16 protein-coding genes are annotated in these 20,350 nt (G+C 65.5%); 11 read left to right on the forward strand and 5 right to left on the reverse strand.

Features of this window, described 5'->3' with window-relative positions:
- Positions 1-253 precede the first annotated feature (253 nt).
- Together QD208_RS00150 and QD208_RS00155 are read left to right on the forward strand one after the other, a co-directional pair.
- A complete protein-coding gene (locus QD208_RS00150; protein ID WP_279835179.1) occupies positions 254-2,374 on the forward strand; it encodes a GNAT family N-acetyltransferase in 2,121 nt (706 codons plus the stop codon).
- Between the two features lie 330 nt (positions 2,375-2,704).
- On the forward strand, positions 2,705-4,171 hold the full coding sequence (locus QD208_RS00155; RefSeq protein ID WP_279835181.1) for an aminoacyl-histidine dipeptidase: 1,467 nt from the start codon (positions 2,705-2,707) through the stop codon (positions 4,169-4,171).
- 117 nt (positions 4,172-4,288) lie between these two features.
- Here the strand turns inward: QD208_RS00155 and QD208_RS00160 are convergent, their stop codons facing one another.
- Positions 4,289-4,702, reverse strand: a complete 414-nt coding sequence (locus QD208_RS00160) for a hypothetical protein (protein ID WP_279835183.1) — start codon at positions 4,700-4,702, stop codon at positions 4,289-4,291.
- Between the two features lie 375 nt (positions 4,703-5,077).
- A complete protein-coding gene (locus tag QD208_RS00165; protein WP_279835185.1) occupies positions 5,078-5,665 on the reverse strand; it encodes a type 1 glutamine amidotransferase in 588 nt (195 codons plus the stop codon).
- Between the two features lie 216 nt (positions 5,666-5,881).
- Between QD208_RS00165 and rmuC the strand changes: the two genes are divergently transcribed.
- The 5 genes from rmuC to QD208_RS00190 all read left to right on the forward strand — a co-directional run bounded on the left by rmuC (position 5,882) and on the right by QD208_RS00190 (position 10,739).
- Positions 5,882-7,705, forward strand: coding sequence for a DNA recombination protein RmuC (rmuC, locus tag QD208_RS00170; protein ID WP_279835187.1), 1,824 nt, complete (start codon positions 5,882-5,884; stop codon positions 7,703-7,705).
- A 346-nt stretch (positions 7,706-8,051) separates the two neighbouring features.
- Positions 8,052-8,348 carry a DUF2282 domain-containing protein gene (locus QD208_RS00175; protein WP_043333233.1) on the forward strand — a complete coding sequence of 99 codons (297 nt, stop codon included), beginning with the start codon at positions 8,052-8,054 and terminating at the stop codon, positions 8,346-8,348.
- Between the two features lie 110 nt (positions 8,349-8,458).
- Positions 8,459-9,385: a DUF692 domain-containing protein gene (locus QD208_RS00180; protein ID WP_279835189.1), complete on the forward strand. Its 927-nt coding sequence runs from the start codon at positions 8,459-8,461 to the stop codon at positions 9,383-9,385.
- Complete coding sequence (locus QD208_RS00185; protein WP_279835190.1) at positions 9,382-10,188, forward strand: DNA-binding domain-containing protein; 807 nt, start codon at positions 9,382-9,384, stop codon at positions 10,186-10,188. The genes QD208_RS00180 and QD208_RS00185 overlap by 4 nt, the downstream gene beginning before the upstream one ends.
- A 77-nt stretch (positions 10,189-10,265) precedes the next feature.
- The gene (locus QD208_RS00190; RefSeq protein ID WP_279835191.1) at positions 10,266-10,739 is read left to right on the forward strand and encodes a DoxX family protein; all 474 of its coding nucleotides are present in this window, start codon (positions 10,266-10,268) and stop codon (positions 10,737-10,739) included.
- Between the two features lie 134 nt (positions 10,740-10,873).
- On the opposite strand, the gene QD208_RS00195 is transcribed toward QD208_RS00190, so the two are convergent.
- The 3 genes from QD208_RS00195 to betT form a co-directional block, all read right to left on the reverse strand.
- Positions 10,874-11,986 carry a phosphatase domain-containing protein gene (locus QD208_RS00195; protein WP_192838676.1) on the reverse strand — a complete coding sequence of 371 codons (1,113 nt, stop codon included), beginning with the start codon at positions 11,984-11,986 and terminating at the stop codon, positions 10,874-10,876.
- A 199-nt stretch (positions 11,987-12,185) separates the two neighbouring features.
- Complete coding sequence (locus tag QD208_RS00200) at positions 12,186-12,665, reverse strand: Dps family protein (protein WP_043333228.1); 480 nt, start codon at positions 12,663-12,665, stop codon at positions 12,186-12,188.
- 364 nt (positions 12,666-13,029) lie between these two features.
- A complete protein-coding gene (gene betT, locus QD208_RS00205) occupies positions 13,030-15,027 on the reverse strand; it encodes a choline BCCT transporter BetT (protein WP_054555244.1) in 1,998 nt (665 codons plus the stop codon).
- A gap of 412 nt (positions 15,028-15,439) precedes the next feature.
- Between betT and QD208_RS00210 the strand changes: the two genes are divergently transcribed.
- The 4 genes from QD208_RS00210 (at position 15,440) to QD208_RS00225 (ending at position 20,294) form a co-directional block, all read left to right on the forward strand.
- Entirely contained in the window at positions 15,440-16,063 is a 624-nt protein-coding gene (locus QD208_RS00210; protein ID WP_213113680.1) for a hypothetical protein, read from the forward strand.
- On the forward strand, positions 16,063-16,500 hold the full coding sequence (locus QD208_RS00215; RefSeq protein ID WP_279835192.1) for a hypothetical protein: 438 nt from the start codon (positions 16,063-16,065) through the stop codon (positions 16,498-16,500). The genes QD208_RS00210 and QD208_RS00215 overlap by 1 nt, the downstream gene beginning before the upstream one ends.
- A gap of 139 nt (positions 16,501-16,639) precedes the next feature.
- The gene (locus QD208_RS00220; protein ID WP_279835193.1) at positions 16,640-18,748 is read left to right on the forward strand and encodes a cache domain-containing protein; all 2,109 of its coding nucleotides are present in this window, start codon (positions 16,640-16,642) and stop codon (positions 18,746-18,748) included.
- Positions 18,749-18,764: 16 nt separating this feature from the next.
- Positions 18,765-20,294 carry a response regulator gene (locus QD208_RS00225; RefSeq protein WP_279835194.1) on the forward strand — a complete coding sequence of 510 codons (1,530 nt, stop codon included), beginning with the start codon at positions 18,765-18,767 and terminating at the stop codon, positions 20,292-20,294.
- Positions 20,295-20,350 lie beyond the last annotated feature (56 nt).

Here is a 20,350-nt window from a genome sequence, read left to right on the forward strand (position 1 = left end):
GCTCATCTGGTCTGGCGCGCTGCCATGCGGCATGCTGCGCGACATGACGACTCCTCCTTCAGATTCTCCTTCTCGCATTGATCTGCCCGCCCTCGAGGCGTGGTGCCGAACGCTGCATCAACATCTGCTCGCGCGGCGTCAGCGTGCCTGCCTGTGGATCAGCGGCGATGACCCCTCTGGCGCCGCGCAGGCAATCTGCGAGCGGTGGCCAGCGCATGAGCCTGCCCCACTGTGGCTGGGCACAGGTGAAGCCTTGTCGACAGCGGGCGCGACGCCGGTGCGTGCGCTGGCGATGGCCAAGGCCGCCACTCAGCTGGGCGGTGAGCAGTCACTGGTCATCTTCGATGCAGCGCAGCCGGCGACGGGCTTCGACCCCGATGCCTTCGGCGCCGTGGCCGGCACCCTGAAGGCGGGGGGGCTGCTGGTGCTGATGACGCCTGCCGCCTGGGCCGCGGCAGACCCTGCGCCAGTGCCGGATGGCGATCACGCGCGTCTGGCTCACTGGCCCTTCGAGCGGCAGCAGCTGACGGCGCGCTATCTGGCGCGGCTGGCGCGGCGCCTCTCATCGCATGCCAGTGTGCTGCACTGGCCACAGGGCGGACACTTGCCTGCGCCATCGCTGCAAAGCGGCAATCAGGCGGCGCGATCAGACGCCATCGCCGACAGCGACTGCCTGACGCAGGACCAGGCCGCCAGCGTGGCTGCGCTGGAGGCTCTGGCACCTGCGCGACCCGTGGTGATCAGTGCCGATCGCGGGCGTGGCAAGAGTGGCGCGCTGGGCATCGCGGCGGCGCGCTGTCTGGCGGCGGGGCAGGATGTCTGGCTGACGGCGCCACGCCCTGCGGCGGTCAGTGCGATCTTCGAACGCCTGGCGGCCCTGCTGCCCCGGGGGCGGCGCGAGGGCAATGTCTTTCGCTTGCCGGCTGGGCAGGCGGAGGACGACACGGCTTCCGGCAGCGAACTGCGTTTTCTGGCGCCGGATGCCATCGAGGCGGCTCGCCACGCCTGTCACGATGAGCTGCTGCCGCGGCTGTTCGTCGATGAGGCCGCCGCCATCCCCACGCCCTTGCTGAAAGGCTATCTGGCGTATTTTTCGCGCATCGCCTTCGCCACCACCGTGCATGGCTATGAAGGCACCGGTCGCGGCTTCCAGCTGCGGTTTCGCCATCATCTCGAGCGCCAGTGTCCCGGCTGGCAGGCACTTGAGATGACGACGCCCGTGCGCTGGGCGCCCGGCGACCCGCTGGAAGCATTGACCGATGACCTGCTGCTGCTCTCGGCGCAGCCGCCTGAGCTGCCTGAGCCATGCGCGAAGAATGCTCAGCAGTGGTTGGAGGGCTGCGACATTGTCGTACTGGAGCGTGATGCATTGGCGCGTGACGAGGCGGCGTTGCGGCAGCTGTTCGGCCTGCTGGTGCAGGCGCATTACCGCACCACACCGGCGGACCTGCGCCAGCTGCTCGACACGCCGGGGCTCACGCTGATGGCGATTCGTCAGCGCGACGTCACGACAGGGCGTGATGCCTGGCTGGGGGTGGTGGCCGCCGTCGAGGAGGGCGGCTTCCCGACGCCCCTGGCGCATGACATCTGGTGCGGCAAGCGGCGTCCGCGCGGGCACCTGCTGGCACAGTCGCTGGCGGCGCATGCAGGCCATCAGGGCGCCGCCGAGGCCCGCTGGTGGCGGGTGCTGCGCATCGCGGTGCATCCCGCTTTATGGCGGCGTGGTCAGGGCGCGCGCTTGCTCAAGGCGCTGGAGCAGCAGGCGCTGGCGGCAGGCGTCACGCGACTCGGCACCAGCTTCGGGGCCGAGGCCGATCTGGTCGCCTTCTGGCTGGCGCAGGGCTTCGTGCCGCTGCGCATGGGCCTCAAGCGCGATGCCGCCAGTGGCGAGCACGCGGTGATGATGGGCAAGGCCATCGGCGAGAGTGGGAGTGGAGAATCAGCGCCGCGCGGGCAGTTGGCGCAGGATGCCTTGCTCGGCGTGCTGCAGCAGGACTTCCAGCGCCTGCTGCCCAGCCTGCTCACGCATGAGCTGCACGGCTTGCCGCCCGTCTTGGCCGACAGACTGCGGCAGCGGGGAAGTGAGGCTGATCTGGCCACGCTGACGCCAGCCGCATGCGCGCAGCGACTGGACTGGTATCGGCGTGGTGGCGGGGGGCTGGCGCTGGTGCGGCCGTGGCTCGAGACAGCGCTCGAGGCCTGTGAGCCTTCACGACTCGATGAGGCGTCACGTCACGGGCTGGTGCTGGCGCTCGGCGGACAGGATGCGCCTGCCTTCATCAGCTGGGCCGAGGGGCAGGGCATCGTGGGCCGCAAGGCGCGCGATCGCTGGTGCCGAGCGGCCGTCGGGCGCCTGATCGAAAAGAGCGAATGACAAGGCCGTCTGACATGAGCATCAAATAAGCCCAGCGCGGCCGTTTGCGGCTCAGAGGCCCGGAATGCCGATCGGGCCGGGCATGTCAGGAATCGGCGAGCAGCCACTCAGCATCAGCAGGCCGGCAGTGGCGGAGATGGCGGTCAGCAGCAGTAGTCGACGAGGCATAAGGGCTCCGATGAGGGTGGGGAATGGCATGCAGCTGTCAGCAGGGTCGTGATTGTCATCCTTGCATATTCGAAGTCACTGATCGATAGGTGTCGACAACCACTAGCCACGCCCGTCCGCTGTTCCGTATGCTCGCTGATGACAAGAACAGGAATCTTCGCCATGAATGAGCATATCGATACGTTGGACCCCGCCATCCTCTGGCGTCATTTCCGCACTCTGTGCAATATCCCGCGCCCGTCCGGGCATGAAGCCGCGCTGGTGGCCTATCTGATCGACTGGGCCGAAGCGCGTGGTCTCGCCCATGATCGCGACGCTTTTGGCAACCTGCGTCTGCGCAAGCCCGCCACCCCCGGCCACGAGAGCGCAGCGGGCATCGTGCTGCAGGGCCATCTCGACATGGTCGCCCAGGCGGCCAGCGACAGTGATCACGACTTCACGCGTGATTCCCTCGATACCTATCTGGAAGACGGCTGGCTCAAGGCGCGCGGCACCACTCTGGGGGCCGACAACGGTCTCGGCGTCGCGGCGGCGCTGGCCGTTCTCGAAGACGACAGCCTCGTGCACGGTCCGCTGGAAGCGCTGTTCACCCTCGAGGAGGAAACCTCGATGGGCGGCGCGCTGAATCTGGCCGAGAACTGGCTGGAAGGGCGCTACCTGCTCAACCTGGATTCGGAAGACCGCGGACAGGTCTATATCGGCTGTGCCGGTGGCGCGGACATCAATGTCGCCCACGAGTTTGCCACCTCGTCCCTGAAGGATGCCGAAGCGGAGCTGGAGCTGACCATCGGTGGTCTGGTCGGCGGCCATTCCGGGCTCGATATCCATCGTGGTCGCGGCAATGCCAATCGCCTGATGTCACGCGCGCTGGTCGCGCTGGCCGAGTTCAAGCCGCGTCTGGTCAGCTGGTCTGGCGGTACGCTGCGCAACGCCTTGCCGCGTGAGGCCACGGTCGGCGTGGTGATCTATGACGAGCGCGTCGCTGCCGCGCGCCAGCGCCTCGCGGACTTCGAGGCCCAGATTCGCGATGAGCTGCGCGAGACGGACCCGGATGTCTCGCTCAGCGTGACCCGTGGCAACGCCGAGAACGCGCTGTCCGTCGAGGACACTCAGCGGCTGGTCGCGGTGCTGGATGCCGCGCCCTACGGGGTCGAGCGCATGAGCGCGGCGGTGGAAGGCGTGGTGGAAACCTCCAACAACCTCGGCGTGGTGCAGCTGCGCGAGGGGCGCTTCCATCTCTGCGCGCTGGTGCGCTCGCTGCGTGACGATGCCGTGACCATGATGGAGCAACGCATTCGTGGGCTCTTTGCGCTGATCGGCGCGACCACCGTGGCCGAGAATACCTATCCGGGCTGGCAGCCGGCGCCGGATGCGCAGCTGCTGGCGCGCTTCTGCAGCCTGCACGAGAGCGTCACCGGCCGTGCGCCGGAGATCAAGGTCATCCATGCCGGGCTCGAGTGCGGCATTCTGGGGGCCAAGTATCCCCAGCTCGAGATGATCTCCTTCGGGCCGCTGATTCGCGGTGCCCACTCGCCCAGCGAGCGGGTCGAGGTCGAGTCGGTCGGTGAATTCTGGCAGGTGCTCAAGGGCCTGATCACCGAACTCGCCGAGCCTGCCAAGGCCGCTTGAGCAACTCTCAGGCAAGACTCGTCACGTAGACGAACGACGCCCCCGCAGGTCAGCCTGCGGGGGCGTCGTCATCTCTGGGCATCAGGCGCTGGCGTGGCCTGCTGAGAGTGAGCAAGCTCAGTTGATATTGATGCGGATCGCCGGAATGCCGATGCTCACGCCGTTATGGTAGCGGCGGATGCCATGTCGACCGGAGTCATGGTTCTGGTAGTAGTACGGGCGGTAGCGGTCGTGCTCAAGACGCCCATGCTGATGGTAGCGGCGCTTGGGGACATGGCGGCGGGTGTCATGGCGAGAATGCTGGCGCGAGTGGTGGCGCTCCACGCGCGGCTCGTCGAACATCCTGAGATGGCGGCGCTTGATCGCCTCGTGGCGACTCTGCGGCGTGCTGTGGCGCTCGCCGTGCTGGCCCTGCGCGCGATGGCGATCATCCGCGGCGACCAGCGTCGGCGTGGCGAGCATCAGCGTCAGTCCCAGCAGCAGGGAAGGCAGCAGAGACGTAAGAGCTGTGTTCAAGGTAGAGATATGCATGGGGCGGTCTCCCGTATGGTCGGTCAGTCACCCAAGAGGATCCTTGTCGTCAGAATATCGTGTCGCAGCGCCTTTTACGAAAGGCGTTCGCTAATGTCTCCGTGCGTCGCTCGGTGTGTTGTTGTGGAGCTGAGTTGTCCAGATTGCGTTGCCTGTGGCGTAAGTGGTTGCTCGCAATGAGGTTATACAACGCACGGCTGCAGAATGGCCAACGAACCTCGGAGATGAGGGGTTCAGCCAGTGCTGCGAGGACACTTCACTTCTGCCGCCAAGGCACCGGTTTGCGCCCTTGAGACAACGAAAACGCCCCTGCCGAAGTGGCAGGGGCGTCTGTCTTTTCAAGCTTCAGAGCTTGCGGCTCTCTGGCTTGCGGCCTCAGGCGTGCTGATGCTGGTGCTTGCCTTCGGCCAGTTCCTCGAGCAGCTTGGCGTTGAACGCATCTAGGTCTGCTGGCTTGCGGCTGGTGACCAGCGCGCTGTCACACACCACTTCGCTGTCCTGCCACTCGGCACCGGCATTCTTCAGGTCCTGTGCGACGGAGGGGAAGGAGGTCACCTGGCGTCCCTCGACGACGCCAGCATCGATCAGGATCCACGGCGCGTGACATATCGCACCGACAGGCTTGTGGGCCTGAAAGAAGCTGCGCACGAAGCCTAGTGCCTTCTCGTTCTGGCGCAGGGTATCCGGATTGAACAGGCCACCCGGTAGCACCAGGCCGTGATAGTCGTGTTCGCTGGCATCGCTGAGCGGGGTGTCGACCTGGTACTTCTCACCCCAGTCGGTTTCGGCCCAGGCGCGAATGCCGTCTTTCTCCGGCGAGACGATGTCTACCTCGACGCCCGCCTCCTGCAGTGCGGCGCGCGGCACCGCGAGCTCGGATTCCTCGAAGCCATGGGTCGCGAGAATGGCCACGCGCTTACCTTGCAGTTGTTGACGTGTCTGCTGATCGGTCTGCTGTGTCATGCGAATCTCCTTTCCGTGCTTCGGCTCTTGCGAGCGTGCTGGGCAGAGAAGTGGGGAATTCTGCTCTCGGTGTGCGTCACTCACCGCAGTGAGCGCTGCACGCTGATGGCAGGCAATTCCCGTCCTTTCGTGCCCTGACACTCAAGACATGGATGCGCGATACTGACTTTCAAGGGGGGTGACCCCGCTGCGTTTTCACAGGCCATGGAGTGCCCGATGTCGCTGCTTTCTGAATCTTCCGCCGTGATGTGGTTGCTGGTCGGCGTGCTGTTGATGCTGTCGTTGGCCCTGGGGCTGGGCTGGCGGCGAACCCGCGAGCAGCTCCATGCACTGCAGGAAAGCAGTGAGGAGCAGCAGTCGATGCAGCAAGCGTGGCAGGCCTCGCTGGACGAGTCGCGTGAGCGCCAGCAACAGGCCGAGCAGCGGGCGGCCTTGATCGAGCAACGTGCCGCACTGGACGGGCAGCAGGCGGAGCAGCAGCAACGCTATCTGAGTCAGTCGCTGGAGGAGGCGCGCCAGGCGCGCGATGCGCTGACCGAGCAGCTCGCCACGCTGCGCGAATCGCTGCAGGGGCGTCTTGATGAACAGTCACGCGCCCTGAGTGAGCAGCAGACGCTGGCGCGCAGCCTGACCCGCCAGCAGGAAGTGCTGGAGGCGCAGCTGCTGGAGCGCGAAGAGCGTCTCGAGACACTGACCGAGCGCTACGCCGAGCTGCGCGAGACGCATGCCTCGCTGGTGACGCGCCAGCGTCAGGAGGCCAGCCATCACGAGCAGCAGCTGGCATTGCTCAACGAGTCGCGCGAGCGCCTGAGTCAGGAATTCGAGCAGCTGGCGGGCAAGGTGTTCGAGGAGCGCCAGCAGCGCTTCACCGCCGCCAGTGGCGCCCAGCTCGAGCAGTTGCTCAAGCCGTTTCGTGAGCAGGTCGGCGACTTCCGTCAGCGCCTCGAGCAGCTGCATGGCGAGGAGGTGCGCGAGCGCACCAGCCTCAAGAGTCAGCTCGACCAGCTGGCGGGCCTCAACCGCCAGATCACCGAGGAGGCGGCCAACCTGTCGCGGGCGCTCAAGGGTGACAGCAAGATGCAGGGCAACTGGGGCGAGATGATTCTGGAGACCGTGCTGGAGCGCTCCGGTCTGCGTGATGGCATCGAGTTCAAGCGCGAGGTGTCGTTCACCGGTGAGGGCGGTCGTCAGCGTCCGGATGCCATCGTCTACCTGCCGGACAACAAGCATCTGATCATCGATGCCAAGGTCTCGCTGACCGCCTACACCGAGTACGTCAATGCCGAGGACGACGTGACGCGAGCACGCGCGCTGCGCGCGCATCTGACCTCGGTGCGCGGCCATGTCACCGGGCTTGCGCGGCGCAACTATCCCGCCATCGAGGGGCTGGGCTCGCCGGACTTCGTGTTCCTGTTCCTGCCGATGGAGCCGGCCTTCGCGCTGGCCTTCGAACACGATGACAGCCTGTTCCAGGACGCCTTCACCCAGGGCGTGGTGATGGTGACGCCGACCACCTTGCTGGCCAGCCTGCGCACCGTGGCGAGTCTGTGGAGTCTGGAGCGCCAGAACGACAATGCACGCGTGATCGGCGAGCGCGCCGGGGCGCTGCTCGACAAGTTCCGCGGCCTCGCCGAATCCCTCGAGGAGCTGGGCACTCAGCTGGGGCGCACGCGCGAGGCGCATGATACCGCCATGAAGCGGCTGGCCAGCGGGCGCGGCAACCTGATCAGCCGTGCCGAGGAGCTGCTGGAGCTCGGCGCGCGCATGAAGAAACCACTGCCGGAAGCGCTGGTGCGCCAGTCGCGTGACACCCTGTATCAGCCCGAGCCGGCACTTGATCAGCCATCGACATCCGCGCCGTCGGCGCTTGATCGCCAGCCCGCGCCCGAGCCGCCTGCCAGTGAAGAATCGGCAGCCAGCGAAGGCCAGGATGTCACCGGAGCGCCGGATGCCGAGACACTGGACACCGAGGCAGGGCAGGCGCCTGCGTCGCTCTCGCGCTGGGAGCTCATGGAGCGCAAGTGGCAGGGCGATTGCTGATCGCCCTCATCGCCTGCAGCACGGCAGGCAGTCGTTGCGACTGACGTTACAACAGACGTTGCGACATGCCCTCAGACAGCAGATGACAGTCGACGCAAGCGGCCCCTATATGGGGCCGCTTGCGTTTGCATTGCGAGGTCAACGCAAGCGCGGGGTATCGTTTCCGCATGCGATGAGGGGAGTGCGGTCTGCGCGATATTGTCGAGTCGCGGCAAGAATTTCGATTTTTTCTGCATCCATCTCCCCAAGCCCCCCGTAAGTTGGATTGAGCCCGCAGCGCAGGGGCGAAAGTGATAGATAAATAACGTTTGGCTCATTAAAGAGCATTTTCTCAGGAGATGTGCCCATGTCTACCAAGACGAACAAGTCCGCCAAGACCGCTTTTGCCCTGGCCTCCGCACTCGGAACCGCTGTCGCTCTGTCTACCGCTGTCGTCTCCCTCCCGGCCCACGCGGCGGGCATGGAAAAGTGCTACGGCGTGTCGCTGGCCGGTGAGAATGACTGCGCCGCTGGCCCGGGTACTTCGTGTGCCGGGACTTCCACCGTCGATTATCAGGGCAATGCCTGGAAGCTGGTTCCGGAAGGCACCTGCACCTCCATCGAGACGCCCAATGGCACCGGCAGCCTGGAAGAGATCAAGTAAGCATCACGCCTCGGGGCTGTCTCGGGCTTTCCCGAGCATCCCCCCGAACTTGACGTCCGGTGGCCTGGCGCCACGCCGCCACCGGACGCTCGCCGCCTCGAGAGGTCTTCATGCATCAGCCATCCCCTTCCTCCGGCAGTCCGGATTTCGGTACGGCCTATCCGTCCCTCGACGAGATGGCCGTCGGCATCAGCCTCAAGGCGCAGCATGTGCGTGAGCTGATGTCGTCGCGCCCGGCGCTGGGGTTTCTCGAGATTCATGCCGAGAACTACATGGGCGCCGGCGGGGCACCCCATGCCCGGCTGGATGCGCTGCAGGAGTATCCGCTCTCGATTCATGGTGTCGGCCTGTCGATGGCATCGGAGCGCCCGCTGGATGCCACGCATCTGGCGCGCCTCAGAACGCTCTGCGAGCGTCACCCGCCCACCAGCGTGTCAGAGCACCTGGCCTGGGCCGGCCATAGCGGCCACTTCTACAACGACCTGCTGCCGGTACCGCTGACGGACGCGATGCTGGCACGGGTCAGCGATAACCTGATGCAGTTGCAGGACACCCTGGGCCGTCAGGTATTGATCGAGAATCCCGCCCACTATCTGCGTTTCGATGCACGCGAGCTGGGAGCGGAACTGATTCCCGAGACGCATTTCCTTACTCGCCTGGTCGAGCGCAGTGGCTGCGGTCTGTTGATCGACGTCAACAATGTCTTCGTCTCGGCGCACAACATCGGGATCGATCCCGCGGCCTGGCTGGAATCCATTCCGGGCCACGCCGTCGGGGAGATCCATCTGGCGGGGCATGGCGAGGACACGCGTGAAGGTCTGCTGATCGACAACCATGGCGCGCCGGTCTGTGATGAGGTCTGGGCGCTGTATGCCGACTTCATCAATCGCATCGGGCCGCGTCCGACGCTGATTGAGTGGGACACCCAGGTGCCGGCGCTGGAGGTCTTGCTGGGGCAGACCACACGCGCTCAGGCGTTGCTGCACAGCACACGGGCGCAGCAGCTGACGCGCTCCGGCATGGAGGGCGGCCAATGACCTCTCTCGAGCGGCATGCCAGCGCTGAGCGCCAGCCCGACTGGCAGCGCGCCTTCATCGAGGCACTCACCCAGCCCGATGCCGCGCTTCTGGGTATCGAGGCAGGCCATCAGCAGCGCCTCGATGTCTATCGCAACAATGTCTGGGCCAGCCTGATCAGTGCGCTGGAAGAGGCCTATCCGGTGACCCGGCAGGTGGTGGGCGAGCGCTTCTTTGCGGCCCTGGCCCACGATCATTCCCGCCAGCATCTGCCGCGATCACCGCTGATGATGGAGTACGGGGCCGGGCTTGCCGAGACCCTGCACAAGACCCTGACCACGTTGGTCGAGGCGCGTCAGGTGTCGGCCGCTCAGCTGCCGTTCTATGCGGTGGACCTGGCACGCTTCGAGGCCGCTCGTCTGGTGGCCTATCACGCGGCGGACGCCGAAGCCCTGGTGCCGACCCAGCTGGCGGGACTGCCGCCTGAGGCGGTGATGGAGCTCAGGTTCTCGGCGCACCCCGCGGCTTGTCTGCTGCACCTGGAGCATGCGGTGCTCGAGATATGGCAGCGCCATCAGCATGCCGGCGCGACGCTGGAGGGGCTGGATATCGCGCGGCCGGAGCGGGTGTTGATCACGCGCCCGGCGCTGGAGGTGCAGGTCACGGTGCTGTGCGAGGCCGCTGCCTTGCTGCTCGAGCTGCTGCTGGCGGGGGAGACGCTGGCGGACGCGGCAGCGCGGCTCGCGGACGCGCACCCCGAGCAGGAGCTGGGGCCGCTGCTGGCCCCCCTGCTGGCAAGTGGTGCCTTCCGCGCGCCGACCTGATCCTGCCTGGTTCTTTTCTGCTCGGCTCTTTCTGTTTGACCCTTCGCGCCCTGGCGCACCCTTGAGGAGGCCTCATCATGAGCCTTGAATCATCAACGACGCCTGCGGTTCGTACCGGTGTGGCGGGGCAGGTCCTGAAAGTGTTCGTCTGGCTGGAAAACCTGCGCATGGATGCGGTGCTGATCCTGATGCGCATCATCGTCGGCGCGGTATTCTTCATGTCGGCGCAGACCAAGGTCGACGGCTTCTCGATCAAGGACAGCACCTTCTTCCTGTTCGAGCACGAATACGCCTTGCCGCTGGTCTCGCCGATACTGGCCGCCTGGCTGGCGACCATCGCCGAGCACCTCTTCCCGCTGATGCTGTGGCTGGGGCTGGGGACGCGCTTCGCGGCGCTGGGGCTTGCCGTCATGACGCTGACCATCCAGCTGTTCGTCTATCCCCACGCCTGGGTCACTCATGGTCTGTGGTTGTCCAGCCTGCTGGTGCTGGTACTGCAGGGCCCGGGACGCCTGTCGCTCGATCAGCTGATTCGCTCACGCATCGCCTGAGGCCGTCATTCAGCAGAGTCGTTCGGTGAGGCTCATATCAGTCGCGCACAACGCAAGACGGAGACCCTGGGGTCTCCGTCTTGCGTTGTAGTACCGCGATAGTGCCGCTATCTATCCGCTGGCTAGCGAGGCGCTCAGGCCGGCTCGTCGGCGAGTTGATGCTCGATCTCGGCACGTACCATCTCGACGCTGGCGGCATCGATGTAGCCGTTGGCATGCGCGTGGTGCGCCATGTCGAGGCTATCGGTGCTCAACAGCATCACGCAGCCGAGGGCAGCCAGCTCCTCGCCGAGCTGGTCCAGCTCGGCCTTGCGCGAGTCCGAATCGCCTATCTGGCGAATGTAGATCGCGCAGATGCGACCGGGATAACGGCGCACGACCTCAGCGTAGACTTCCGGGTCATGCTGGCCGCTGTCGCCGATAAGCAGGAACTGCATCTCGTCATACAGGCCGAGCATCTTCTCGATCAGCGCCTGCTTGTGGTCTTCGGAGCGTCTGGGCAGCGGGCGTTGCAGCGTCAGGCCCCACTCGCGCAGGAACAGGATCGGCCCGACCGGAATGCGGTTGTGCTGGAAGAAGACCTCCAGCATCTCGTAGATGCTCCACGGACCACGCGACACATAGAGCAGCGGGCGCTGCTGTTGGCCATCATCACCCTCATGCAGCGCCTGATAGAGGGCAGCCACGCCCGGGAAGGCGGTGCGCCGCTCGGCGGACTCGATGAACAGGCGGTAAAGCATCTTGAGCTTGTTGGCGACGCCGGTGTACATCACGGTGTCGTCGATATCGCTGATCACCCCGAGGCGCGTGCTGATGGGCGGCAGATAGACCTGCGCCTCGCCCTCCACCGGGGGCTGCTTCGGCGGACACGCGGTGATGCGGGCAGTATGCCACTGGCCCTGGTGCTCCAGCGGCTCATCGAGCGGCAGATGCACGCTGAAGTAGCCATCGCGGTCGGTGATGGCGGTGGTGCGGTTGTCCCCCAGCGCGACCTCTACTTCGACGCCGCTCTTGCCCCAGCGCAGCATGCGACGACCGACATCCATCAGGTCGCGCCCAGCGCCGGGAGCCAGCTGGCTGCGTGAGCCGGGCTGGCGGAAGATGCGTCCCATCAGAAAGGCTTCGCTGTGCGAGCCGTAGCCACGATAGGCGTGAATGACGTAGCCATCCTTGCCCTGGGCGTGGCGCATGGGCTTGGCAGCCACATGCAGCAGCTTGCGTAGCAGACGTGTCAGCGGCAGTGACATGCAACCCTCCTGGTCGGTATCTGGCGGGCCTTCATGGCCACATGACAACGCCGCCTTTCGAGTCCCGCGTGTGCAGGGTCGAAAGGCGGCGTTCACACTGCGCGAATGCCTCGCGGCCCAGTGTCAGTCAACTACAGCGTCAGACAGCAGCATCAGAGATCCGCGCTGCCATGTCCTGGCGCTGCATTGGCTTGAGCGCTTACTCGCCCAGGTAGGCGGACAGCATCCACACGGTCTTTTCCTGCTCGCGGATGTAGTCACCGACCAGTGAAGCGGTACCTTCATCGTCGGCGTCAGACGCGACGGACATGATCTCGCGCTGCAGTTCGATCAGGGACTTGTAACCGGTCAGCAGGCCCTTGACGCAAGCCGTGCCGTCGCTGACGTGGGTGTCTTCCTTGATGGTGGCGACACGCGCGTAGTCACTGTAAGCGTGCAGCGGCTCGTGACCCAGGGTCAGGATACGCTCGGCGATCTCGTCGACCTTGGTCAGCAGGTCGGTGTAGGTTTCCTCGAACTTCACGTGCAGCTCGAAGAACTGGTTGCCCTTCACGTTCCAGTGGTAACCACGGGCATTCATGTAGAAGGTCTGGTAGTTGGCCAGCAGGATGTTGAGGTGCTCGGCCAGCTGAGTGGCGCTGGCAGTGTGCAGGCCGATGGCATTGGTATCGTTGGACATGAAGACTCTCCTGAAAAATGTGAAGTGAACGGCATTGTGGGGAAAGTGGAGATGCAGGTGGCGAGCCGTGCTGCCAGTATGCCACCAGTGTAGAGGCTGGGCGGGATGCAGGGTAACGAATTCACTGTATCGCCCTCATCGGCCACCCCTATCGTCGCCGGCGCACCACCCTCAAGCCGTAGATGAATGCCTAGTAAGAGATGTGGTGCGCGCATGCGGTTTTCAAGGTCGCACACGGATATTGCAGCCAATGTCGTCGGCTCGGACATTCTGATTTCGGCCACATACGCAAAGGCCCCGCACGGGGCGGGGCCTTTGCGACAGCCATGTCATCAGCTGTCATCACTTCTGCAACGCTCAGGCGTCAGTTGCGCGCCATGTGCAGGAAGTGCATGTGCTTCTCGTACTGGTCCAGCACGTCGCCGATCACCTGCTCCTTGGTGTAACCCATGACGTCATAGGTCTGGCCACCTTCACGCAGGAAGACCTCGGCGCGGTAATGGCGTTCCACGTCGCTGGTGCCCTTGCGCTTGACGTTGCGCAGCGCGAAGGCCGGAGCAGCGTATTCGCGCACCCGCACACCGTAGACGAAGTCGACTTCCTCGCCGTGGCTGACCTGCAGATAGCTGCGGTCTTCCTCGTCATTGACGCGAGTATCCAGGCCCTGGGCCTCGAATTCCTTCGCGACATCCGCCAGTGCCGGCGTGACGGTGTTGATCAGGTACTGCTCGACGTTCTTCTGACGCGGAGTCTCGACCAGGGTCTGGACGCGCTTCTGCCAGCTGCGTGCGCCACCGGCGGTGTGGCCCGGCGTGTTGCTCAGGTGCTGCATGGAGCGTTGCTTGACGCCCTCGAGACGCAGTGCCTTGAGCAGGCCATAGCAGACGAACATCAGGATGATCGCGAACGGCAGGGCAGAGGCCAGCGAGGCGGTCTGCAGGGCGCCCAGACCACCCGCCATCAGCAGCGCTACGGCGACGAAACCTTCGGAGAAGGCCCAGAAGACACGCTGCCAGACCGGAGATTCATCACCTTCCTTGGAGGTCAGCATATCGATGACCAGCGAGCCGGAATCCGAGGAGGTGACGAAGAAGGTCACGACCAGCAGGGTGGCCAGCATGGAGGTGATGCTACCGAACGGGAACAGCTCCAGGAACTTGAACAGTGCCACGGACGCATCGGCGGAGACTGCTTCTGCCAGGTTGCCCGCGGTATCGGTCAGCAGCATGTGCAGGGCGCTGTCGCCGAAGAAGGTCAGCCACAGGAAGGTGAAGCCCATCGGTACGAACAGTACGCCGTAGACGAATTCACGGATGGTGCGGCCACGCGAGACGCGTGCGATGAACATGCCCACGAACGGGGACCACGCGATCCACCAGCCCCAGTAGAACAGGGTCCAGCCACCCAGCCACTTGGACGGGCCATCTTCCGGGATATAGGCGAACATGTTGAAGGTCTTGTCGACCACTTCGCTGAGGTAGCCACCGATGTTCTGGATCAACGTCTGCAGCAGGAAGATGGTCGGACCCACGCACAGCACGAACAGCATCAGCGCCAGTGCCAGGCCAAGGTTCAGCTCGGAGAGACGACGGATGCCGCCGTCCAGACCCATGACCACGGAAACGGTCGCCAGACAGGTGATGATGGCGATCAGGATGATCTGGGTGGTCAGGTCGTTGTCGATATCGAACAGGTAATGCAGACCGGAGCTGACCTGCAGCACGCCCAGACCCAGCGAGGTCGCGACCCCGAACATGGTGCCGAAGACGGCGAAGATATCGACGGCATGGCCGATCGGGCCATGGATGCGCTTGCCGATCAGCGGATACAGCGCAGAGCTGATGCGCAGCGGCAGGTTGTGGCGGAAGCTGAAGTAGGCCAGCGCCAGCGCCACCACGGCATAGACGCCCCAGGCGTGGATGCCCCAGTGGAAGAAGGTGGTCTTCATGGCTTCACGCGCGGCCTCGACGGTGCCGGCATCGCCGACCGGAGGCGCAGTGAAGTGGAAGACAGGCTCGGCAACGCCGTAGAACATCAGGCCGATGCCCATGCCCGCGGAAAACAGCATCGCGAACCAGGAGCCGTAGCTGAAATCAGGCTCGGAATGGTCTGGCCCCAGCTTGATGTCGCCATAGCTCGAGAAGGCGAGACCCAGCGTGAAGATCACGAACACGCCCATGGCCAGCAGGTAGAACCAGCCGACGGTGTCGATGATCCAGGTCTGGACATGACCGAAGGCGGTCTGCGCGGTATCCGGCATGGCGACCGTAAAGATCACGAACGCCAGAATCACGACGGCGGAGCCGAAGAAGACTGGCGGGTTGATCTTGGCGACCGTGGGCTGGTCGGCATTTTCTGACATAAATTTCTCTCCCTGATTGCCTATTCGTCGATAATGGTAACTTATTGAACCTGTAGCGTCGTGAGTTGTCCGCGCGATATCGTTTCCATATGTAACCAGTGTTGCGCGCGCTGACCGGCGGTTTGCGCGCCGAGCGAGCGGTTCTGGCAGTGCTGGCGTTGCGTGATCATCGTGCGGGATGGCAATGGCGGTGCGGCCTTGTCGCCCATTGTCGGGTGCTGGATACGGTAGGCGCTGGCATGGCTGGGCGCTAAGATGAGGCTTGCTGCATCCAGGTTATCCCGCTGTCTCGATACCATAATTATGCAGAAATCCTACAAGACTTATGTGTCAGTCTAGTGCCTCTGGCGTGTCTCATGGTGTGAAAATCGTGATGCAGCGCCGGCTCAAGTGGCTGACCGGAGACGTTCGCATGCTCCATCGACTTCCCGAATTTCCCGCACGGCCGAGCGTGGCTGATACGTCAGCGCGCTCGCGCCTGCCGCGCATGACACTGCTCGCAGTGGGGCTGGTGCTGCTGAGCGGCTGCTCGGCCCTGTCCGGCAAGGACCCGCTGGCCGCGAATGACAGCGCTGGCCTGCCCGAAGCCTGCATCTTCCCGCGTGAGGGCGATGCCAATCAGTGGTTGCGTGCCGCGGCGCAGGTCGTCGAGGCCCGTGGCTACAAGATCCGCGAGAGCGAACAGGCGCTGGGCGTGGTGACGGGTGAGCGCAAGGTGGACCAGCCGGGGCTGGGCGCGATCGATGGGCCCTTCGGCTCGCGCATCGGCTTCTCGGTGGGCTATGGCGTCGCGGCGGGCAATGATTTCGGCGTGGGCGTCGGCAATGACACCTTCCGCGATGACCCGATCAGCTTCGAGCGCATCTCGCTGGTCGCGCCGGATGAGCGCGTGCGCGTGATCCGCGATGAGCAGGTCATCAATCAGGGCGGCTACGTCATCGATGCCCGTCCTCACAATGACAGCGACAGCTGCCGCCAGATCGAGCGTCAGCTGCAGGCTGCGCTGGCGGGTCGTGATCCACGGGAGGTTCGCTGATGAACATGCGCAAGGCATCTCCACGCTCGCTATGGCAACGTCTGGGGCTCGCGACGCTGCTCGCCGGCCTGCTGGCGCTGGGTGGCTGCATAAATCAGCCGACCCATGCGCCGGACTCGCGCACCGCGGTGATCGCCCCCGACAGCGGCACCCTGACCTCCCAGCAGGTCTTCGTCACCCTGCTGACGACGCTGGCGGAGCGTGGCTTCATCATCGAGCGCGCAGACCCTGACCTCGAGCGCCTCGACGCCAGCTACGCTGCCCGGCCGCCGCTGGCGCTGGAAGCCTGGGTGAGCGAGGTCAACGGCCAGATTCGTCTCAGCGTGAGCGGTGACAGCAATGGTGCCGATATCGCGCCGGGCCGCCTCGACAACCTGCTGGTGGAGGTCGCCGTGGCCCTGGATGCGCGCACCGTGCCGGTGATCGGCGCGCCGTGACCGCCCCGCGCATGGCAACCCCACGCATGGCAACCCCACGAGGCGGCCCTCAGCGTCGCCTCTCTGGCCTTGTCCATCATTTCGCAGGCGGGCAGTACCGGAGCCCGGGCGAGCCCGCGCTCGCGCGGTGTGATGGCCCATGACGCTGAGTGCGCTGCGCCGTCGGCGTCTGGCCTGGTTGGCGCTCTCGGCCAGTCTGCTGGCCGGGCTGATGGCCTTGTTTGCTCTCTGGCACTGGGAGCTGGCGCGTGGCGAGCGTGATGCCCGCCAGCACGCCGCGACTCGCCTGAATTTCTATGCCAGCACGCTGAATGCCGAGCTGTCACGTTTCCAATGGCTGCCGGAATTGCTGGCGCGCCAGGCCCGTGTGCGTATCGCCCTCGGCGAGCAGGGCGTCCCGCCTGCGGCAACGCCGCCTCTTATCCCCTCAGACGAACGCGACGCCGCCAGTGCCGCCGCTCCCCTCGGTTCGAGCAGCGATCTCAATCAGCATCTGCGGCGTGTCGCGCGTGCCTCCGGCGCGGCGGCCATCTTCCTGACCGACCGCGACGGCATGACCGTGGCCGCGAGCAACTTCGATGAGCCCGACAGCTTCGTCGGCTATCGCTACGACTACCGCCCTTATTTCATCGATGCCCTGGCGCGTGGGCGCGGTGAATTCTTCGCCGTCGGCAATACCACCGGGCGCCCCGGCTATTTCGTCTCGGCGCCGGTACTCGGGGCCGAGGGCGAGCCGCTGGGCGTCATGGTGGTCAAGGTCTCGCTGGAGGCGCTGGAGGATACCTGGCGCCAGGCGGGGGAGACGGTACTGCTCGCCGATGCCAATCGCATCGTGCTGCTGGCCTCGCGGCGCAACTGGAAGTATCGCGCGCTGGAGGCGATCGAGCCGCAGGCGCTGGACAGCATTCGGGCGCAGCAGCAGTTTCGCGGGGCGCCGCTGACACCGCTGTCGCGGGAGCTGGAGGACGGCAGCCTGGTGCTGGGCGACAACCACGAACTGGCGGCGTCGGAGATCGCGCGGCTGCCGACGGCGGCGATGGGCCAACGCTATCTGGATGAGTCGCTGGCCAGCGGGCCGCTGGGCTGGCAGCTGCATTTTCTGATGCCGCTGCGGCCACTCTATATCCAGGCGCGCAATGTGGTGCTGGTCGGGCTCGCGGTGATCCTGGGGCTGGCGATGATGGCGCTGTGGATGCGCGAGCGACAGGCGCGCCTGGGGCTGATTCGGCGTGAAGCGGTGATGATGCGCGAAATCAACGAGCGCCTCGAGGAGCGGGTCGCCCAGCGCTCGCGCGAACTCGAGGCCACGCGTGATGAGCTGGTGCAGGCCGGCAAGCTGGCCGCGCTGGGCACCATGGCGGCCGGTATCGCCCATGAGCTCAATCAGCCGCTGGTCGGCATTCGCACCTACGCCGCCAGCGGCGGCAAGCTGCTGGCGCGGGGCATCGCCTCCGCCGCAACGCGCCCCGAGCTGACCGCGCGTGCCGCCGAATCCGCCGCCAGCAACTTCACGCGCATCAGTGAGCTGTCCGAGCGTCTGGCCGACATGATTCGCCAGTTGCGGGTCTTCGTGCGTCCGGCCAGTCAGCAGGCGCCCGTCGCCCTGGCGCTGGCGCCGCGCATCGACTTCGCGCTGGAACTGCTCGCCGAGCGAGTCACCGCCCTCGACCTGACGGTAGAGCAGGACGCGCTGCCCCGAGACATCATCGTGATGGGCGGACAGGTGCGTCTCGAGCAGTTGCTGACCAACCTGATCCGCAATGCACTCGATGCGCTGGAAGGGGAGCAGAGAGCACAGCAGGCCGATCAACAGACCGATCAGCAGAGCGGCGAGCCGGACGACAAGCGCACGGCCCCGCGACTGCGCCTCAGTTGGCAGGCCTGGCCGGCAGTGGCCAGTCTTGAGGGGCAGCCAGGCGGATGTCTGCGTATCGAGGACAATGGTCCCGGCATCGACCCTGCGCTGCGTGCCACGCTGTTTGATCCTTTCACCACCACACGCGAGGTCGGCGAGGGCATGGGGATGGGGCTGTTTCTGAGTTATGGCCTGGCGCGCGACCTCGGTGGCCTGCTGCGTCTGGCCGATGGCGCTTCTGTGTCTGAACCGGCTGAGGGCTCCTCTCTGGCTGAGGGCTCTGCGCTGGGCGGCGCCTGCTTCGAATTGTGGCTACGCACGCCGGCGTCGGAGGCAACGCATGCAGCCGACGGCACCGAACAACAAGGCAGCAGGCAGCAATCCGTGACATGACGGGGTATACGCACGAATGACAGGCTATACGCATGACAGCGATGGCTTCGAGGGCGCAGAGGAGTTTGCCGCCACGGGCCTGGACCCGGCAGAGCTGCGCCTGCAGCAGGACAGCGATCTGACCCGTGAGGCGCCGGTATGGCTGGTGGATGATGATCCGGCGGTGCGCGAATCCCTCGCCCAGTGGCTGGAGCTGGCCGAGATCCATCTGCTCTGCTTCTCGCGCGCCGAGGCGCTGCTGGAAGCCCTGGCCGCCGCCGAGCCGGTCAGTGTGGTGATCAGCGACATCCGCATGCCGGGCATGGATGGCCTGACGCTGCTGGCGCGGCTTGCACTAAAGGCGCCGGAGTTGCCGGTGCTGATGATGACCGGTCACGGCGATGTCGCCACGGCCGTTGCCGCGATGCAGGGCGGCGCGCGCGATTTCATCGAGAAGCCGTTTGACCCCGAAGCGCTGGAGCTCAAGCTGCGTCAGGCGCTGGCTGGGCGGCGTCTGAGTGATGAAAACCAACGCCTGCGCCGCCGCTTGAGCGTGCGCGGCCTCAGTGGTCTGCTGCGAGGCGAGAGCCGTCAGATTCGCCAGCTGCGTGAGCGACTGCTTGAATTGCGCGGGCATCCGGCGCGCGTCTGGATCAGCGGTGAGGCGGGCAGCGGGCGCAGCACTCTGGCGCTGGCACTGGCCGAGCATGCGCCGCCTGCCGAGGTGTCGCCCTCATCTGCCGCCATGCCGGCGGCGGCGACGGCCTTGCTGGCGCGAGTGGAATGCGCGCCCCTGTCGCAAGCCAGGGCAGAGGGCGCGGAGGCTCTGGCGGGCGCGATCGAGGATGCGCTCGCGGCATGTCCTGCGGCCAATACCTTGCTGCTGCATGAGGTGGATCACCTGAGTGGCGCGCAATGGCAGTGGCTGGATGGCTGGATCGCCACGCGTGAGGACGGCGCCCGCCAGGCGCCACGGCTGGTGTGCAGCGCGCAGTGCAGCGTGGGCGACGTGATGGCAAGCGGGCCGCTGACGCGCACTCTGGGGCATGCACTGGCCGAAATCGAACTGACGACACCCGCCCTGCGCGAGCGGCGCGAGGACATCCCGTTGCTGATGGCGCATTTCAGCCGTCAGGCCGCCGAGGTGCATGAGGTGGAGGCGCAACCCTTCGCCAGCGGTGAGCTGGCCGCGTTGATGGCGGCGGACTGGCCGGGCAATCTGTGGCAGCTGCGTCAGGCCGCCAGTCGCCGCGTGGTGCTGGGGGAATCGCCCACCGCGCGGCAGTCATCCGCACCGGGCAATGCCTCAGCGGAGGAGGGCGCAGGCGAGACCGGCAATGGCGCGAGCGACGAGGCGCTGGCGAGCAGCGAGGAGCATGGGCTGGCGGCACAGGTGGCGATGTTCGAGTCGACCTTGATTCGCGCCGCCTTGACCCGTGCACGCGGCAACATCGCTCAGGTGCTGGAAGAGCTGGCACTGCCGCGGCGTACGCTCAATCTCAAGATGCACAAATACGGGCTGCGCCGTGAAGACTTTCGCCATGGCCATGATGATTCGGCGAACTGACCGCCATCAAAGCCTGTCGAAGGTGTCCTCGGGCTGCGTCGGGATGCCGCCCGTTT

It is taken from the genome of Cobetia sp. 29-18-1, assembly GCF_029846405.1.
Taxonomy (GTDB): Bacteria; Pseudomonadota; Gammaproteobacteria; order Pseudomonadales; family Halomonadaceae; genus Cobetia; species Cobetia amphilecti.

Excerpts from the sequence above, each read along its gene's own strand:
- QD208_RS00155 (WP_279835181.1), top strand. The coding sequence starts at position 2,705 with ATGAATGAGCATATCGATACGTTGGACCCCGCCATCCTCTGGCGTCAT.
- QD208_RS00160 (WP_279835183.1), bottom strand. The coding sequence starts at position 4,702 with ATGCATATCTCTACCTTGAACACAGCTCTTACGTCTCTGCTGCCTTCC.
- QD208_RS00165 (WP_279835185.1), bottom strand. The coding sequence starts at position 5,665 with ATGACACAGCAGACCGATCAGCAGACACGTCAACAACTGCAAGGTAAG.
- rmuC (WP_279835187.1), top strand. The coding sequence starts at position 5,882 with ATGTCGCTGCTTTCTGAATCTTCCGCCGTGATGTGGTTGCTGGTCGGC.
- QD208_RS00175 (WP_043333233.1), top strand. The coding sequence starts at position 8,052 with ATGTCTACCAAGACGAACAAGTCCGCCAAGACCGCTTTTGCCCTGGCC.
- QD208_RS00180 (WP_279835189.1), top strand. The coding sequence starts at position 8,459 with ATGCATCAGCCATCCCCTTCCTCCGGCAGTCCGGATTTCGGTACGGCC.
- QD208_RS00185 (WP_279835190.1), top strand. The coding sequence starts at position 9,382 with ATGACCTCTCTCGAGCGGCATGCCAGCGCTGAGCGCCAGCCCGACTGG.
- QD208_RS00190 (WP_279835191.1), top strand. The coding sequence starts at position 10,266 with ATGAGCCTTGAATCATCAACGACGCCTGCGGTTCGTACCGGTGTGGCG.
- QD208_RS00195 (WP_192838676.1), bottom strand. The coding sequence starts at position 11,986 with ATGTCACTGCCGCTGACACGTCTGCTACGCAAGCTGCTGCATGTGGCT.
- QD208_RS00200 (WP_043333228.1), bottom strand. The coding sequence starts at position 12,665 with ATGTCCAACGATACCAATGCCATCGGCCTGCACACTGCCAGCGCCACT.
- betT (WP_054555244.1), bottom strand. The coding sequence starts at position 15,027 with ATGTCAGAAAATGCCGACCAGCCCACGGTCGCCAAGATCAACCCGCCA.
- QD208_RS00210 (WP_213113680.1), top strand. The coding sequence starts at position 15,440 with ATGCTCCATCGACTTCCCGAATTTCCCGCACGGCCGAGCGTGGCTGAT.
- QD208_RS00215 (WP_279835192.1), top strand. The coding sequence starts at position 16,063 with ATGAACATGCGCAAGGCATCTCCACGCTCGCTATGGCAACGTCTGGGG.
- QD208_RS00220 (WP_279835193.1), top strand. The coding sequence starts at position 16,640 with ATGACGCTGAGTGCGCTGCGCCGTCGGCGTCTGGCCTGGTTGGCGCTC.
- QD208_RS00225 (WP_279835194.1), top strand. The coding sequence starts at position 18,765 with ATGACAGGCTATACGCATGACAGCGATGGCTTCGAGGGCGCAGAGGAG.